Source organism: Streptococcus sp. 714 (assembly GCF_013277115.1).
GTDB lineage: Bacteria > Bacillota > Bacilli > Lactobacillales > Streptococcaceae > Streptococcus.
In genome coordinates, this window is sequence record NZ_VMMH01000013.1 from 30,427 (window position 1) to 46,424 (window position 15,998).

Here is a 15,998-nt window from a genome sequence, read left to right on the forward strand (position 1 = left end):
TTCGTTCTCAACTGTTATTGTTTATATTTGGGAATTTTTGTATAATATCGTTAAGGACTTTAAATCAAAAAGGAGTTTTATTATGAAAAAGAATGGTAAAGCTAAAAAGTGGCAATTGTATGCAGCAATCGGTGCTGCCAGTGTAGTTGTATTGGGTGCTGGAGGGATTTTACTCTTTAGACAACCTTCTCAGACTGCTGTAAAAGATGAGGCTACTCATCTGGTTGTTGCTAAGGAAGGAAGCGTGGCATCTTCTGTCTTATTGTCAGGGACAGTAACAGCAAAAAATGAACAATATGTTTATTTTGATGCTAGTAAGGGAGATTTAGATGAAATCCTTGTTTCTGTGGGTGATAAGGTTAGTGAAGGACAGGCTTTAGTCAAGTACAGTAGTTCAGAAGCCCAGGCGGCCTATGATTCAGCGAGTCGAGCAGTTGCGAAGGCAGACCGTCATATCAACGAACTCAACCAAGCACGAAATGAAGTTGCTTCAGCTCCGGCTCCACAGTTGCCAACGCCAGCAGGAGGCGAAGGAGCTGCAGCGCAAGCTCCAGCTCCAGTATCAGGAAATTCAGTTTCATCTATTGATGCACAACTGGGTGATGCTCGTGATGCTCGTGCAGATGCAGCAGCACAATTAAGTAAGGCTCAAAGTCAGTTGGATGCAATGACGGTTCTCAGCACTCTAGAAGGAACTGTAGTCGAAGTCAACCGCAATGTTTCAAAATCTCCAACTGGAGCTAGCCAGGTGGTAGTTCATGTCGTTAGCAATGAAAACTTGCAAGTTAAGGGTGAACTATCTGAATACAACCTTGCCAACTTATCTGTAGGTCAAGAAGTAACCTTTACTTCTAAAGTTTATCAAGATAAGAGCTGGACAGGTAAGCTTAGCTATATTTCTGACTACCCTAAAAACAATGGAGAAGCAGCAAGTGCAGCTGCAGCAGCAGGCGGTAACTCTGGTTCTAAATATCCATATACCATCGATGTTACAAGTGAAATCGGTGACTTGAAACAAGGATTCTCAGTAAGTGTTGAGGTTAAGAATAAGAGTAAAGCTATTCTAGTTCCTTTAACAAGTGTTGTGACTGAAAATGATAAGAACTATGTCTGGGTACTTGACGAGCAGAAAAAGGCCAAGAAAGTGGAAGTTGGTTTGGGAAATGCTGATGCAGACAACCAAGAAATCACTTCAGGTCTGACAAATGGAGTCAAGGTCATCAGTAACCCAACATCTTCTCTAGAGGAAGGAAAAGAGGTGAAGGCTGATGAAGAAACTAATTAGTTTAAAAAATATCTGCAGAAGTTACCGGAATGGTGACCAAGAACTGCAGGTTCTCAAAAATATCAACCTAGAAGTGAATGAGGGTGAGTTTGTTGCCATCATGGGACCATCTGGTTCTGGTAAGTCTACTCTCATGAATACGATTGGGATGTTGGATACACCAAGCAGTGGAGAATATTATCTTGAAGGCCAAGAAGTAGCTGGACTTGGTGAAAAACAACTAGCTAAGGTTCGCAACCAACAAATCGGCTTTGTCTTTCAGCAGTTCTTTCTTCTATCTAAACTCAATGCTCTGCAAAATGTAGAATTGCCTTTGATTTACGCAGGAGTTTCGGCTTCAAAACGTCGCAAGTTAGCTGAGGAATATTTAGATAAAGTTGAATTGACAGAACGTAGTCACCATTTACCTTCGGAATTATCTGGTGGTCAAAAGCAACGTGTAGCTATTGCGCGTGCCTTGGTAAACAATCCTTCTATCATCTTAGCAGATGAACCGACAGGAGCATTGGATACAAAAACAGGTAACCAAATCATGCAATTATTAGTTGAACTGAATAAAGAAGGAAAAACCATTATCATGGTAACGCATGAGCCTGAAATCGCTGCTTATGCTAAACGCCAGATTGTCATTCGAGATGGGGTTATTTCATCTGATAGTGCTCAGTTAGAAAAGGAGGAAAACTAAGATGCAAAATCTGAAATTTGCCTTTTCATCTATTATGGCTCACAAGATGCGCTCTTTTCTCACTATGATTGGGATTATCATTGGTGTGTCATCAGTTGTTGTGATTATGGCTCTGGGGGATTCTATGTCTCGTCAGGTCAATAAAAACATGACCAAGTCACAGAAGAATATTCATGTCTTTTTCTCGCCTATTAAAAGTAAAGACGGTTCTTTTACCCAAAAACAATCAGCTTTAACAGTTTCTGGGAAAGAAGAGGAAGTTCATGTTGAACCACCAAAACCACAAGAATCCTGGGTCAAGGAGGCGGCCAAACTGAAGGGGGTAGATAGTTACTATGTAACCAACTCAACAAATACCACCCTGTCATATAAAGATAAAAAAGTAGAGAGAGCTAGCTTGACAGGTGGGAATATTACCTACATGAAGGCGGTTGAAAATGAAATTGTTGCAGGCCGAAGTCTCATGGCTCAGGATTATAAAGATGTGGCCAGTGTCATTTTACTAGACCAAGAACTTGCTAATAGTCTGTTTGGGTCAGCTCAAGAAGCTGTTAACCAGATTATAGATGTTGGTGGCTTTAGTTATCGTGTCATTGGTGTCTATACTAGCGACGAGTCCAAGGCTGCCAAGACTTTTGGTATTGGCGGACTTCCAATTACGACTAATATTTCTCTTGCCAATAACTTCAATATGGATGAAATTTCTGATATTGTCTTCCGTGTTAATGATACCAGTTTGACACCAATAGTGGGACCAGAATTAGCTAGAAAATTGACCGAGATTGCTGGTCTTCAGCAAGGGGAGTATCAGGTGGCAGATGCGACTGCAGCCTTCCAAGAAGTACAACAACTTTTTGGCTTTATAACAACGATTATTAGTGCCATTGCGGGAATCTCCCTCTTTGTTGGAGGGACTGGTGTTATGAACATCATGCTGGTTTCGGTGACGGAGCGTACTCGTGAGATTGGTCTTCGTAAGGCATTGGGTGCAACACGTGCTAATATTTTAATCCAGTTTTTGATTGAATCCATGATTTTGACCTTGTTAGGTGGAGTCATTGGTTTGACTATTGCAACAGGCTTAACCGCTATAGCTGGTATACTATTGCAAGGTTTGATTGCGGGTATAGAAGTGGGAGTATCAATCCCAGTTGCCCTATTTAGTCTTGCAGTTTCGGCTAGTGTTGGTATGATTTTTGGGGTCTTACCAGCCAATAAGGCATCGAAACTTGATCCAATCGAAGCCCTTCGTTATGAATAAGATCAACAAGATGGACACTTGTCTATCTTGTTTTTGTATGGATTTCCCTATCGAAATTCATTAAAAATGTGATATAATGAAGTGTTAGAAAAACAGGTTTCATTTGCCTGGAAAGGAAAAATTATGTCTGAAAAGAATTTTTATATTACAACGCCGATTTACTATCCATCTGGTAAACTTCATATCGGTTCTGCCTACACAACCATCGCTTGTGATGTCCTAGCTCGCTACAAACGCCTGATGGGCTACGATGTCTTTTATTTGACAGGTCTTGACGAGCATGGTCAGAAAATTCAGCAAAAAGCTGAAGAAGCTGGCATCACACCTCAAGCCTATGTTGATGGGATGGTAGTTGGAGTCAAAGAACTCTGGCAATTACTAGATATCTCATACGATAAATTTATCCGTACAACTGATGATTACCATGAAAAAGTAGTGGCGCAGGTCTTTGAACGCTTGCTTGCTCAAGATGATATTTACTTGGGTGAATATTCTGGTTGGTATTCAGTCTCAGATGAGGAATTCTTTACAGAAAGCCAGCTTGCGGAGGTTTTCCGTGACGAAGCTGGAAATGTGACTGGCGGTATCGCTCCATCAGGTCACGAAGTGGAATGGGTATCTGAAGAATCATACTTCCTCCGCCTCAGCAAATACCAAGATCGTTTGGTCGAATTTTTCAAAGCCCATCCTGAATTCATCACGCCAGATGGTCGCCTTAATGAAATGCTTCGCAACTTCATCGAGCCAGGTTTAGAGGATTTGGCAGTTTCTCGTACAACCTTTACATGGGGTGTTCCAGTACCATCTAATCCAAAACACGTTGTCTATGTTTGGATTGATGCCCTTCTTAACTATGCGACAGCTCTTGGCTACGGTCAAGATGAACATGGTAACTTTGACAAGTTCTGGAATGGAACAGTCTTCCATATGGTAGGAAAAGACATCCTTCGTTTCCACTCAATCTATTGGCCAATCCTTCTTATGATGTTAGATATCAAATTGCCAGATCGTTTGATTGCCCATGGTTGGTTTGTCATGAAAGACGGCAAAATGTCTAAGTCTAAAGGGAATGTGGTCTATCCTGAAATGTTGGTAGAGCGTTACGGACTGGATCCGCTTCGTTACTACCTCATGCGTAGCCTTCCAGTTGGTTCAGACGGAACCTTCACTCCGGAAGACTATGTCGGCCGTATCAACTATGAATTGGCCAATGATCTTGGGAACCTCCTTAACCGTACGGTTTCTATGATTAACAAGTACTTTGATGGACAAATCCCTGCCTATGTAGAGGGCGTGACAGAATTTGACAATGCTCTTGCTCAAGTAGCTGCTGAATCAATCGCTGATTACCATACACACATGGAAGCAGTTGACTACCCACGTGCACTTGAAGCAGTATGGACTCTTATTTCACGTACAAACAAATACATCGACGAGACAGCTCCATGGGTATTGGCTAAGGATGAAGCTCATCGTGACCAATTGGCAAGTGTTATGAGCCACTTGGCAGCTAGTCTTCGTGTCGTAGCTCACTTGATTGAACCATTTATGATGGAAACTAGTCGCGCTGTATTGGCACAACTTGGATTGGAAGAAGTAGCGAGCCTTGAGAACTTGAGTTTGGCTAATTTCCCTGAGGGTGTAACAGTAGTTGCCAAAGGAACACCAATCTTCCCACGTCTGGATATGGAAGAAGAGATTGCCTATATCAAGGAACAAATGGAAGGCAACAAACCAGCAATTGCAAAAGAATGGAATCCAGACGAAGTAGAACTCAAACTTAACAAAGAAGAAATCAAGTTTGAGGACTTTGACAAGGTCGAAATCCGTGTCGCAGAAGTCAAAGAAGTTTCTAAAGTAGAAGGTTCTGACAAGTTGCTTCAATTCCGCCTAGATGCTGGTGATGGAGAAGACCGTCAAATCCTCTCAGGAATTGCAAAATACTATCCAAATGAACAAGAATTGGTCGGCAAGAAAGTCCAAATCGTTGCCAACCTCAAACCACGTAAAATGATGAAAAAATATGTCAGCCAAGGTATGATCCTCTCAGCTGAACATGATGGCAAATTAACCCTTCTCACAGTTGATCCAGCTGTACCAAATGGAAGCGTGATTGGCTAAGATTTAAAAGGACCAGTTTGAACTGGTTCTTTTCTTTTGTATGAAGATAGTTGATAAAAGAGGCATTCTGCTTTATAATGAAGAAAAACGGAGGAAAAAGCCATGAAATACATTCCATTCGGTCAAGAGAAAAGAGAACTATCAGAAATCGTCCTAGGCATGATGCGAATCAGTGACAAGTCGGTCAAAGAAGTTGAGGAGCTGGTTGAAACAGCCTTATCTGTCGGAATCAATGCCTTTGACTTGGCAGATATCTATGGTCGTGGACGTTGCGAAGAATTACTGGGTCAAGTCTTAAAACATCGCCCTGACTTGCGTGAGAAGATGTGGATTCAGTCCAAGTGTGGTATTCGCATAGAAGAATTTACCTATTTTGATTTTTCAAAAGAGTATATATTACAATCAGTTGATGGGATTTTAGAAAGATTGCAGGTTGATTATTTAGATAGCTTGCTTCTTCATCGACCAGATGCTTTGATGGAAGCTGACCAAGTGGCAGAAGCTTTTGAAATTCTACAAAAATCAGGTAAAGTTCGATACTTTGGTGTGTCCAACCAAAATCCCATGATGATGGAGTTGCTGAAGAAAGAAGTCAAACAACCTCTATCTATTAATCAATTACAATTAAGTGCAGCTTTCACACCTGGTTTTGAAGCAGGTTTTCATGTTAATATGGAAGGCAACAAGGCAGCTTTGCGTGATGGAAGCGTCTTTGAATACTGCAAATTAAATGACATGGTTATCCAGGCCTGGTCAGTCTTGCAGTTCGGATATTTTAAAGGGAATTTTGTTGGAAATGAGAAATTTCAAGCTTTAAATCAAGTACTTGATCGTTTAGCTTTTAAATATGGAGTAACCCCTTCAACTATTGCCATTTCTTGGATATTGCGTTATCCAGCAAAAATGCAGGCAGTCGTAGGTACAACAAATCCTAAGCATTTGATAGAAGCTAGCCAAGCGACAAACTTTAACTTAACAAGAAAAGAATGGTATGAAATTTACATCGCTGCAGGGAATGATTTACCTTAGGAAAAAATGCATTTAAAGAAATCACAGTCAAAAAAATGTTTCAAAACGTTTTTTGTTATGTGGCTATTAGTCTGTCTTGATTCGTTAGGTACGGTTCATAAACGGATGATTATGATTTAACTATTCTGATTTATATACTGGTAGGGAAGTAGTATCCCATAATCGACGGTACGATAGTAGATATTATAAAATGGATTAGAGTCATTTTTGGATTTTGATTGAGTATAAAACATCATAGAGAATAAAAAAATGAGGTTAGGATTTTTTATCCTAACCTATTTTTACATATAATAAACAATGGCAATGTACTGGAGGGCAGATGCTGCTAGGATAAAGAGATGCCAAATCATGTGGAAATAAGGTTTTTTCTTGGCGTAAAATCCAGCCCCAACTGTATAACAGAGTCCGCCAGTTACCATGAGACTCCAAAAGATTGGAGTTGTTTGACTGATAATGGCAGGAATGATAGCTAGAACCAACCAGCCCATAATCAGGTAAAGAGCAAGGCTAAATTTCTCATTGACTTTTTTAGCAAAGATTTTATAGAGAATACCAAAGATGGTCGTTCCCCATTGGATGGCAATAATCAGATAGCCAAACCAGTTATTCATCAAAGTCAAGACGACGGGCGTGTAAGAGCCAGCAATGGCAACATAAATCATCGAATGGTCAATAATTCTCAAGACGTATTTGTGGGTCGAACCATAGGCCATAGAGTGGTAAATGGTGGATGAGAGGAACATGAGAAAAAGACTAATAACAAAAATGGAAATGCCGATAGATGATAAAAATCCGTGTGCCTCATAACTATAGGTGGATGAAATAGGCAGTAAGATGAGCATGATGACTGCACCCACAGCGTGGGTCACGCTATTAGCAATCTCCTCTCCAAAACTGAGTTGTTTACTGAGTTTAAGACTAGTGTTCATCGGATTTCCTCCTTTTGAGTATGATGGATTAAGGCTAGGGTTTGATGATAGAGCTTAACGGTTTGGCAGCTACTTTGGATAATAGGATTTTCTGGATCAATCCCATTGTTCATGTAGTTCACAAAGGCATCGTAGAGTTGGTCTGAACTGGCTTGACTTTGGAGAGTATTAAGGGTCTGAGCGATTTCTTGAATTGAAAAGACAGATTTGAGGGTTGTGATAGCAATCAAACGGGCAATCTGTTGGCGTTGGTATTTTTTCTTGTCAGGCTTTGTCAGATAACCATGTTTAACATAATTGTTGACCATAGATGCTGTTAGGCCTTTGTCTTTATCTGGAGAGACAGGAGCGCAGACTTGATTGACATAGAGTAAAACCTGATCCAGATAGAGGTCAATATTTGGGATTTCTGCCCATTTTGGGTAGGAAAAGGTAGTTTTCATTTCCAACTCCTTTTTATCTGGTTTTAATAACTAGATTATAAAATAATTAAAACAAAAAGTCAAGTTTCAACTGCTTGTGAAAAGGCTTAAATTATGCTATGATGGGAGAAACTAGTCAGAAATGAGGAGAAAAGATGGAGATTCGTTTAGCTTTTCCAAATGAAGTGGATGCCATTATGCAGGTGATGGAGGATGCTAAAAAGTGCTTAGCTAAGTCTGGTAGCGACCAGTGGCAAAATGGCTATCCCAATGCCGACATCATTATTGATGATATCATCTCTGGTCAAGCCTATGTGGCCTTGGAAGAGGGAGAACTGTTAGCCTATGCTGCTGTGACCAAGAGTCCAGAGGCAGCCTATGAAGCTATTTATGAAGGAAACTGGCAAGCTGGGGAGTCAGAGTACCTAGTCTTTCACCGTATTGCTGTGGCAGCAGATGTGCAGGGACAGGGAGTTGCTCAAACTTTTTTAGAGGGTTTGATTGAAGGTTTTGATTATCTGGATTTTCGTTCAGATACGCATGCTGCAAACAAGGTTATGCAACATATTTTTGAAAAACTCGGTTTTAAACAGGTCGGTAAGGTGCCAGTAGACGGTGAACGCTTGGCCTATCAAAAATTGAAGAAATAATGCAAAAGAAGTATGCAAAAATGCTCTACACTTCGCCAATAGGAACCTTGTCCGTGATTGCTGACGAGAAATATCTGTATGGAATTTGGGTGCAGGAGCAGAAGCATTTTGAGAGAGGAATAGGAGACAAAACCATAGAAGAAGTTGTGAGTCATCCTATTTTAGATTCAGTTATTGCTTGCTTAGATAATTATTTTAAAGGCAAGTCGCAGGATTTATCCAACTTACCCTTGGCTCCAATCGGGACGGATTTTGAAAAGCGGGTTTGGTCCTACTTACAGGGAATTCCTTATGGTCAGACAGTGACCTATGGACAAATAGCTCAAGACCTGCAAGTGGCTTCTGCTCAAGCAATTGGTGGAGCTGTAGGACGTAATCCTTGGTCCATCCTTGTACCTTGTCATCGTGTGCTGGGAGCAGGCAAGTGTCTGACTGGTTATGCTGCAGGAATGGAAAAGAAAGCCTGTCTCTTGGACCATGAAGGCGCAGATTTTAAAGATATAAAATAGAAAGTGAAATACATGTTAGAATTTATCGAATACCCAAAATGTTCAACTTGTAAAAAAGCAAAACAAGAATTAAACCAACTCGGTGTGGACTACAAAGCCGTCCATATCGTGGAAGAAACACCCAGCCAAGAAGTTATTTTAAACTGGCTAGAAACCTCAGGTTTCGAATTGAAGCAATTTTTCAACACTAGTGGAATAAAATACCGTGAATTAGGGCTGAAAGATAAGGTAGGAAGTTTATCAAATCAAGAAGCAGCTGAGTTGCTAGCAAGCGACGGTATGTTATTGAAACGACCGATTTTAGTGGAGAATGGAATTGTTAAGCAAATCGGTTATCGAAAAGCTTACGAAGAACTGGGACTGAAATAGTTTTTACTTATCTCTTTGATAGATAAAATATATAACCTCCCTGTTTCAAAGTATGATAAACTAGTAGGTAGACAAAGTCTGTATCTGACCGTAGCAAATAATTTCATTGACGGCAGAAGTATGGTAGAATGAATCATTATCAGGAGAGGATGTTTTTATGAATGTTACAACGATTTTAGCATCAGATTGGTACCAAAACTTGATGCAATTGATTCCGGATGGTAAGCTGTTTAGCCTACGTTCGGTCTTTGATGGGATTCCAAGAATTGTTCAACAGCTTCCAACAACGATTATGTTGACAATTGGTGGTGCCCTTTTTGGCTTGGTTTTGGCGCTTCTTTTTGCTATTGTGAAAATCAATCGTGTCAAGATTTTATATCCCTTGCAGGCCTTCTTTGTTAGTTTCCTCAAAGGGACACCGATTTTGGTGCAACTCATGTTGACCTACTACGGAATTCCTTTGGCTTTGAAAGCCCTCAATCAGCAATGGGGAACTGGTCTCAATATCAATGCGATTCCAGCCGCTGCTTTTGCAATTGTTGCCTTTGCCTTTAATGAGGCAGCCTATGCTAGTGAAACCATTCGTGCAGCCATTCTCTCAGTAAATCCTGGTGAGATTGAGGCGGCACGTAGTTTGGGTATGACACGAGCACAAGTTTATCGTCGCGTGATTATTCCAAATGCGGCCGTTGTGGCGACTCCAACCTTGATCAATTCCTTAATCGGCTTGACCAAGGGAACTTCCCTAGCCTTTAGTGCGGGTGTTGTGGAAGTCTTTGCCCAAGCTCAGATTTTGGGTGGAGCTGATTACCGCTATTTTGAACGCTTTATCTCCGTTGCCCTTGTTTATTGGGTAGTCAATATTGGAATTGAAAGCCTCGGTCGTTTTATCGAGAGAAAAATGGCTATTTCCGCACCTGATACAGTGCAAACAGATGTGAAAGGAGACCTTCGTTAATGATTAAGATTTCGAATTTAAGTAAATCGTTTTCAGGACAGACTGTCTTGGATCATCTGGACTTGGATATCCAAAAAGGAGAAGTCGTAGCCTTGATTGGTTCTTCAGGAGCTGGAAAATCAACCTTCCTTCGCAGTCTCAATTATCTTGAAACTCCTGATAGTGGCTCGATTCAGATTGATGATTTCTCAGTTGATTTTTCTAAAATTACTCAAGAAGAAATCCTTTCCCTCCGCCGCAAGCTGTCAATGGTTTTCCAACAGTTTAATTTGTTTGAACGTCGCACAGCACTTGATAATGTGAAAGAAGGCTTGGTTGTGGTTAAGAAATTATCTGACCAAGAAGCGACTAAGATTGCCAAGGAAGAGTTGGCTAAGGTTGGGCTTTCTGACCGTGAGAATCATTACCCTCGTCATTTATCAGGCGGTCAGAAGCAACGGGTTGCTCTAGCGCGTGCTCTTGCTATGAAACCAGATGTCTTGCTCTTAGATGAACCAACTTCAGCTCTTGACCCAGAATTGGTCGGTGAAGTAGAAAAATCTATTGCAGATGCTGCGAAGTCAGGTCAGACCATGATTTTGGTCAGTCATGACATGTCCTTTGTAGCCCAAGTGGCTGATAAGATTCTCTTCTTAGATAAGGGGAAAATCATCGAGTCTGGAACACCAGATGAGATTATCCACCATCCTAAAGAAGAGCGGACAAAAGAATTCTTCGCTAGTTACAAACGGACTTATATTTGATATAATGGATAAAGAAAAACTCAGTTAGCTGGACTAGCTGAGTTTACTCTTTAAAAAAGATAGAAATGAGAGAAATCATGCTACTGCAACTATTTTCTTTATATTTCGAGAGTTTGATCTTGACCACCATCCTTGTCCTAATTTTTTTAGGGATTTGGATTGGACTGAGAGCCATGTCAGGAGTTGATAAGACAGCCAAGGCTCGCCAAGCCCATCTCTATGATATGATTATGATTGGAGTCTTGGTTGTTCCAGTATTATCCTTTGCGGTTATGAGTTTAATTCTTGTTTTCAAGGCATAATCCTTGCGTGATTGACAAGAAAGAGTTAGAATAAAGATAGTTACAACAAGAAAGAAGGAATTTATATGTACGATACTATTATTATCGGTGCTGGACCTGCAGGGATGACTGCAGCCTTGTATGCTGCTCGAAGCAATTTGAAAGTAGCATTGATTGAAGGTGGTCTGCCAGGTGGTCAGATGAATAATACCTCTGATATCGAAAATTACCCAGGATATGCTAATATTAGTGGGCCAGAATTGGCTGAAAAGATGTTTGAACCGCTTGAAAATCTTGGTGTTGAGCACATTTATGGTTATGTTAAAAATGTTGAAGACCATGGTGATTTTAAGAAAGTGATGACTGATGACCAAACATATGAAACACGTACAGTTATCGTAGCGACTGGCTCTAAACACCGTCCTTTGGGAGTACCTGGAGAAGAAGAACTGAACAGTCGTGGTGTTTCTTACTGTGCTGTTTGTGATGGTGCTTTCTTCCGTGACCAAGATTTGTTGGTAGTCGGTGGTGGAGATTCAGCTGTTGAAGAAGCCCTCTTCTTGACTCGTTTTGCTAAGACTGTTACCATCGTTCACCGTCGTGACCAACTTCGTGCTCAAAAGGTTTTACAAGACCGCGCCTTTGCGAATGAGAAAATCAGCTTTATCTGGGATTCTGTAGTGAAGGAAATCAAGGGTGAAAACCGAGTAGAATCTGTCGTATTTGAAAATGTGAAAACAGGTCAAGTGACAGAACAAGCCTTCGGTGGTGTCTTTATCTATGTTGGATTGGACCCTCTTAGCGATTTTGTTAAAGAATTGAATATTCAAGATCAGGCAGGCTGGATTGTGACAGATAGCCACATGAAGACTGCAGTTGACGGTATCTTTGCAGTTGGAGATGTTCGCTTGAAAGACCTTCGTCAAGTGACAACAGCAGTTGGAGATGGGGCTATCGCTGGTCAAGAAGCCTACAAGTTTATCACCGAACATAGTTAATCATAAAAACGCATAGCATCAGAGTTACAAAAAATTTGACACTATGCGTTTTATTGTGGGAAAATTAATCTCATTTTCTACTGAAATTGAGTTTTGCCAGCCTCTTATATTTTTAGAAAAATCCTTTAATCTTGCTAACGAGGCCATCTAGACCTTCTGAACCAGAAATCAACTGCTGAGCTTGAGAGAAGTATTCTCCAAGCTGTTCTTGATTTTCTGCAACAAATGTTTTTGCAGCTTCGAAATCTTTTGTTTCGATTAACTCTTTTACTTGATTAAACAAATCTAATGGGTTCATCTTATTTCTCCTTTTCTATACTTAAATATTTAACCATCTTTATGATAAAAAATCAACTCTAGTAAGATTTCTTAGAGAATGGTTATCGGTTTCAATTTTCAGATGAATATTAAGCCTTTACATGGTATAATAGAAATAGCTCTTTAATGGAGGTGTTTGAGTGGAAAATCTGAAAAAAATGGCAGGTATCAAGGCTGCTGAGTTTGTCAAGGATGGCATGGTAGTCGGACTTGGAACGGGGTCTACTGCCTATTATTTTGTCGAAGAAATTGGTCGTCGTATCAAGGAAGAAGGGTTGCAGATTACAGCTGTAACGACTTCTAGTGTGACTAGTAAACAGGCTGAAGGTCTTAATATCCCACTCAAGTCTATTGACCAAGTAGATTTGGTTGATGTGACGGTTGACGGGGCGGATGAAGTGGATAGTCAGTTTAACGGAATCAAAGGCGGTGGTGGCGCCCTTCTCATGGAGAAGGTTGTGGCAACGCCCTCAAAAGAATATATTTGGGTGGTGGATGAAAGCAAGCTGGTCGACAAACTAGGTGCTTTTAAATTGCCAGTAGAAGTGGTTCAGTATGGTGCAGAACAGATTTTTCGTCGTTTTGAGCGAGCTGGCTACAAACCAAGTTTCCGTGAAAAAGATGGCCAACGTTTTGTGACCGATATGCAGAACTTTATCATTGACTTAGCCTTGGATGTCATCGAAGATCCAATAGCCTTTGGGCAAGAATTGGACCATATCGTTGGTGTTGTAGAGCACGGTTTATTCAACCAAATGGTGGATAAGGTCATCGTTGCTGGACGAGATGGAGTTCAGGTTTTAACTTCAACAAAAGCAAACTAATCAACATAATAAGGAGATACACTATGTCAAAATTTAATCGTATTCACTTGGTTGTACTGGATTCTGTAGGAATCGGTGCTGCACCAGATGCCAATAACTTTGTCAATGCAGGGGTTCCAGACGGCGCTTCTGATACACTGGGACACATTTCAAAAACAGTTGGTTTAAATGTGCCAAATATGGCTAAAATCGGTCTAGGAAATATTCCTCGTGAAACGCCTCTGAAGACTGTTCCAGCTGAAAGCAATCCAACAGGTTATGCAACAAAATTGGAAGAAGTTTCCCTTGGTAAGGATACCATGACTGGTCACTGGGAAATCATGGGACTCAACATTACCGAGCCTTTCGATACTTTCTGGAACGGATTCCCAGAAGAAATCCTGACAAAAATCGAAGAATTTTCAGGACGTAAGGTCATTCGTGAAGCCAACAAACCTTACTCAGGTACAGCTGTTATCGATGATTTTGGACCACGCCAGATGGAAACTGGGGAGTTGATTATCTATACTTCAGCTGACCCTGTTTTGCAAATTGCTGCCCACGAAGACATCATTCCTTTGGATGAATTGTACCGTATCTGTGAATACGCTCGTTCGATTACCCTTGAGCGTCCTGCCCTCCTTGGTCGTATCATTGCTCGTCCATATGTTGGTGAGCCAGGCAACTTCACCCGTACAGCTAACCGTCGTGACTTGGCCGTTTCTCCATTTGCACCAACTGTTTTGGATAAATTGAACGAAGCTGGTATCGATACTTATGCCGTTGGAAAAATAAACGATATCTTTAACGGTGCTGGTATCAACCATGATATGGGACACAACAAGTCAAACAGCCACGGAATTGATACACTATTGAAGACTATGGGACTGGCTGAGTTTGAAAAAGGATTCTCTTTCACAAACTTGGTGGACTTTGATGCCCTTTACGGCCACCGTCGTAATGCTCACGGTTACCGTGATTGCTTGCATGAGTTTGATGAGCGCTTGCCTGAAATTATCGCAGCTATGAGAGAGAACGACCTTCTCTTGATTACTGCGGACCATGGAAATGACCCAACTTACGCAGGAACAGACCACACTCGCGAATATATCCCACTTTTAGCTTACAGCCCTAGCTTTAAGGGAAATGGTGTCATTCCAGTTGGACATTTTGCAGATATCTCAGCGACAGTTGCGGATAACTTTGGTGTGGAAACTGCCATGATTGGGGAAAGTTTCTTAGATAAATTGGTATAAGATGACACACTATGCTTTACTGGTTAGGGGCATTAATGTCGGTGGGAAGAATAAAGTTGTCATGGCGCAACTTCGTCAAGAACTGACAGAGTTGGGACTGGAAAAGGTTGAAACCTACATCAACAGTGGCAACATTTTCTTTACTTCGACAGCTCCCAAAGCCCAATTGGTTGAAAAGTTAGAGGCTTTCTTTGAAATCCATTATCCATTTATTCAGAGCTTTTCTTTGCTGAGTCATGAAGACTATGAGGCAGAGCTGAAGAATCTGCCAGATTGGTGGACCAAAGACCTTGCACGAAAGGATGTCCTCTTTTACACGGAGAGCTTGGATGTGGATCAAGTCATCGAGAAAGTGAGCAGTTTAGAACTGAAAGATGAAGTGGTTCATGTTGGAATACTTGGGATTTTCTTGGGGAAATTCACTGAGGAATCCTACTATGCAACTGCCTATCATAAGTACTTACTCAAGATGCCTTTTTATCGCAACATCACCATTCGCAACGCAAAAACCTTTGATAAAATCGGTCAAATGCTAAAAAATAATAAAGGAGATGTATAATGACATTTTTAGATAAAATCAATGAAACGGCTACTTTCCTGAAAGACAAGGGAATCCAAGCGCCTGAGTTTGGTCTAATCCTTGGATCAGGACTTGGAGAATTGGCAGAAGAAATCGAAAATCCAGTTATAGTAGATTATGCTGAGATTCCAAACTGGGGCCGTTCAACAGTAGTCGGTCACGCTGGTAAATTGGTATATGGTGAACTGGCAGGTCGCAAGGTCTTGGCTCTTCAAGGTCGTTTCCATTTCTACGAAGGCAATCCTCTTGAAGTCGTGACTTTCCCAGTACGTGTCATGAAAGTTCTTGGATGTGAAGGTGTCATTGTTACCAATGCAGCTGGTGGTATTGGCTTTGGTCCTGGTACTTTGATGGCTATCTCAGACCATATCAATATGACGGGGCAAAACCCATTGATGGGTGAAAATTTGGATGACTTTGGTCCACGTTTCCCTGATATGTCTAAGGCTTACACACCAGAATACCGTGCAACTGCCCATGAAGTGGCTAAGAAACTTGGTATCAAGCTTGATGAAGGTGTCTATATCGGTGTAACTGGTCCGACTTATGAGACACCAGCAGAGATTCGTGCCTATAAGACATTGGGGGCAGATGCAGTTGGTATGTCTACTGTTCCTGAAGTTATTGTGGCAGCCCACTCAGGTTTGAAAGTTTTGGGAATTTCATGTATTACTAACTTTGCGGCTGGTTTCCAAGAAGAACTCAACCACGAGGAAGTTGTAGAAGTGACTGAGCGTGTTAAAGGCGACTTTAAAGGATTGCTTAAAGCGATTCTTGCTGAGCTATGAGAAAGAAAATGAG

General features: G+C 41.1%; 19 protein-coding genes. 16 read left to right on the forward strand and 3 right to left on the reverse strand.

Annotated features, from left to right (window positions below):
* Positions 1-79 precede the first annotated feature (79 nt).
* The 5 genes from HT718_RS05505 to HT718_RS05525 all read left to right on the forward strand — a co-directional run bounded on the left by HT718_RS05505 (position 80) and on the right by HT718_RS05525 (position 6,381).
* A complete protein-coding gene (locus HT718_RS05505; RefSeq protein ID WP_173267795.1) occupies positions 80-1,285 on the forward strand; it encodes an efflux RND transporter periplasmic adaptor subunit in 1,206 nt (401 codons plus the stop codon).
* Positions 1,269-1,970 (forward strand): ABC transporter ATP-binding protein, encoded by a 702-nt coding sequence (locus tag HT718_RS05510; RefSeq protein ID WP_033677473.1) that lies wholly within the window; start codon positions 1,269-1,271, stop codon positions 1,968-1,970. The genes HT718_RS05505 and HT718_RS05510 overlap by 17 nt, the downstream gene beginning before the upstream one ends.
* Position 1,971: 1 nt before the next feature.
* Positions 1,972-3,231, forward strand: coding sequence for an ABC transporter permease (locus tag HT718_RS05515; protein ID WP_173267762.1), 1,260 nt, complete (start codon positions 1,972-1,974; stop codon positions 3,229-3,231).
* A gap of 123 nt (positions 3,232-3,354) precedes the next feature.
* Positions 3,355-5,352, forward strand: coding sequence for a methionine--tRNA ligase (gene metG, locus HT718_RS05520; RefSeq protein WP_153225938.1), 1,998 nt, complete (start codon positions 3,355-3,357; stop codon positions 5,350-5,352).
* A gap of 102 nt (positions 5,353-5,454) precedes the next feature.
* A complete protein-coding gene (locus HT718_RS05525; protein ID WP_173267764.1) occupies positions 5,455-6,381 on the forward strand; it encodes an aldo/keto reductase in 927 nt (308 codons plus the stop codon).
* A gap of 281 nt (positions 6,382-6,662) precedes the next feature.
* On the opposite strand, the gene HT718_RS05530 is transcribed toward HT718_RS05525, so the two are convergent.
* Together HT718_RS05530 and HT718_RS05535 are read right to left on the reverse strand one after the other, a co-directional pair.
* Positions 6,663-7,310, reverse strand: a complete 648-nt coding sequence (locus HT718_RS05530) for a hemolysin III family protein (RefSeq protein ID WP_020900212.1) — start codon at positions 7,308-7,310, stop codon at positions 6,663-6,665.
* On the reverse strand, positions 7,307-7,753 hold the full coding sequence (locus HT718_RS05535; protein ID WP_173267766.1) for a DUF1836 domain-containing protein: 447 nt from the start codon (positions 7,751-7,753) through the stop codon (positions 7,307-7,309). Before HT718_RS05535 ends, HT718_RS05530 begins: the two co-directional genes overlap by 4 nt.
* 134 nt (positions 7,754-7,887) lie before the next feature.
* Between HT718_RS05535 and HT718_RS05540 the strand changes: the two genes are divergently transcribed.
* From HT718_RS05540 to trxB, 7 genes are all read left to right on the forward strand, one after another.
* On the forward strand, positions 7,888-8,382 hold the full coding sequence (locus tag HT718_RS05540) for a GNAT family N-acetyltransferase (protein WP_173267768.1): 495 nt from the start codon (positions 7,888-7,890) through the stop codon (positions 8,380-8,382).
* Positions 8,382-8,891: a methylated-DNA--[protein]-cysteine S-methyltransferase gene (locus tag HT718_RS05545; RefSeq protein WP_173267770.1), complete on the forward strand. Its 510-nt coding sequence runs from the start codon at positions 8,382-8,384 to the stop codon at positions 8,889-8,891. Before HT718_RS05540 ends, HT718_RS05545 begins: the two co-directional genes overlap by 1 nt.
* 12 nt (positions 8,892-8,903) lie before the next feature.
* Positions 8,904-9,260: an arsenate reductase family protein gene (locus tag HT718_RS05550; protein WP_173267772.1), complete on the forward strand. Its 357-nt coding sequence runs from the start codon at positions 8,904-8,906 to the stop codon at positions 9,258-9,260.
* A 157-nt stretch (positions 9,261-9,417) separates the two neighbouring features.
* Entirely contained in the window at positions 9,418-10,218 is an 801-nt protein-coding gene (locus HT718_RS05555; RefSeq protein WP_001103449.1) for an amino acid ABC transporter permease, read from the forward strand.
* Positions 10,218-10,961 carry an amino acid ABC transporter ATP-binding protein gene (locus HT718_RS05560; protein ID WP_153225931.1) on the forward strand — a complete coding sequence of 248 codons (744 nt, stop codon included), beginning with the start codon at positions 10,218-10,220 and terminating at the stop codon, positions 10,959-10,961. The genes HT718_RS05555 and HT718_RS05560 overlap by 1 nt, the downstream gene beginning before the upstream one ends.
* Before the next feature lie 77 nt (positions 10,962-11,038).
* Positions 11,039-11,263 carry a DUF4059 family protein gene (locus HT718_RS05565; RefSeq protein WP_000926599.1) on the forward strand — a complete coding sequence of 75 codons (225 nt, stop codon included), beginning with the start codon at positions 11,039-11,041 and terminating at the stop codon, positions 11,261-11,263.
* Between the two features lie 65 nt (positions 11,264-11,328).
* A complete protein-coding gene (gene trxB / locus HT718_RS05570) occupies positions 11,329-12,240 on the forward strand; it encodes a thioredoxin-disulfide reductase (RefSeq protein WP_173267774.1) in 912 nt (303 codons plus the stop codon).
* Between the two features lie 112 nt (positions 12,241-12,352).
* Here trxB and HT718_RS05575 read toward each other — a convergent pair whose 3' ends face one another.
* Complete coding sequence (locus HT718_RS05575) at positions 12,353-12,538, reverse strand: hypothetical protein (RefSeq protein ID WP_001068559.1); 186 nt, start codon at positions 12,536-12,538, stop codon at positions 12,353-12,355.
* Positions 12,539-12,698: 160 nt separating this feature from the next.
* On the opposite strand from HT718_RS05575, the gene rpiA reads away from it, so the two are divergent.
* Genes rpiA through HT718_RS05595 form a run of 4 tightly spaced genes read left to right on the forward strand, consistent with a single transcriptional unit; the run spans position 12,699 to position 15,985 of the window.
* Positions 12,699-13,382, forward strand: coding sequence for a ribose-5-phosphate isomerase RpiA (gene rpiA / locus HT718_RS05580; RefSeq protein WP_173267776.1), 684 nt, complete (start codon positions 12,699-12,701; stop codon positions 13,380-13,382).
* A gap of 23 nt (positions 13,383-13,405) precedes the next feature.
* Positions 13,406-14,617 carry a phosphopentomutase gene (locus HT718_RS05585; protein WP_000033119.1) on the forward strand — a complete coding sequence of 404 codons (1,212 nt, stop codon included), beginning with the start codon at positions 13,406-13,408 and terminating at the stop codon, positions 14,615-14,617.
* Between the two features lies 1 nt (position 14,618).
* Positions 14,619-15,176, forward strand: a complete 558-nt coding sequence (locus HT718_RS05590; protein WP_173267778.1) for a DUF1697 domain-containing protein — start codon at positions 14,619-14,621, stop codon at positions 15,174-15,176.
* Positions 15,176-15,985: a purine-nucleoside phosphorylase gene (locus HT718_RS05595; protein WP_061088152.1), complete on the forward strand. Its 810-nt coding sequence runs from the start codon at positions 15,176-15,178 to the stop codon at positions 15,983-15,985. Before HT718_RS05590 ends, HT718_RS05595 begins: the two co-directional genes overlap by 1 nt.
* Positions 15,986-15,998: the final 13 nt, after the last annotated feature.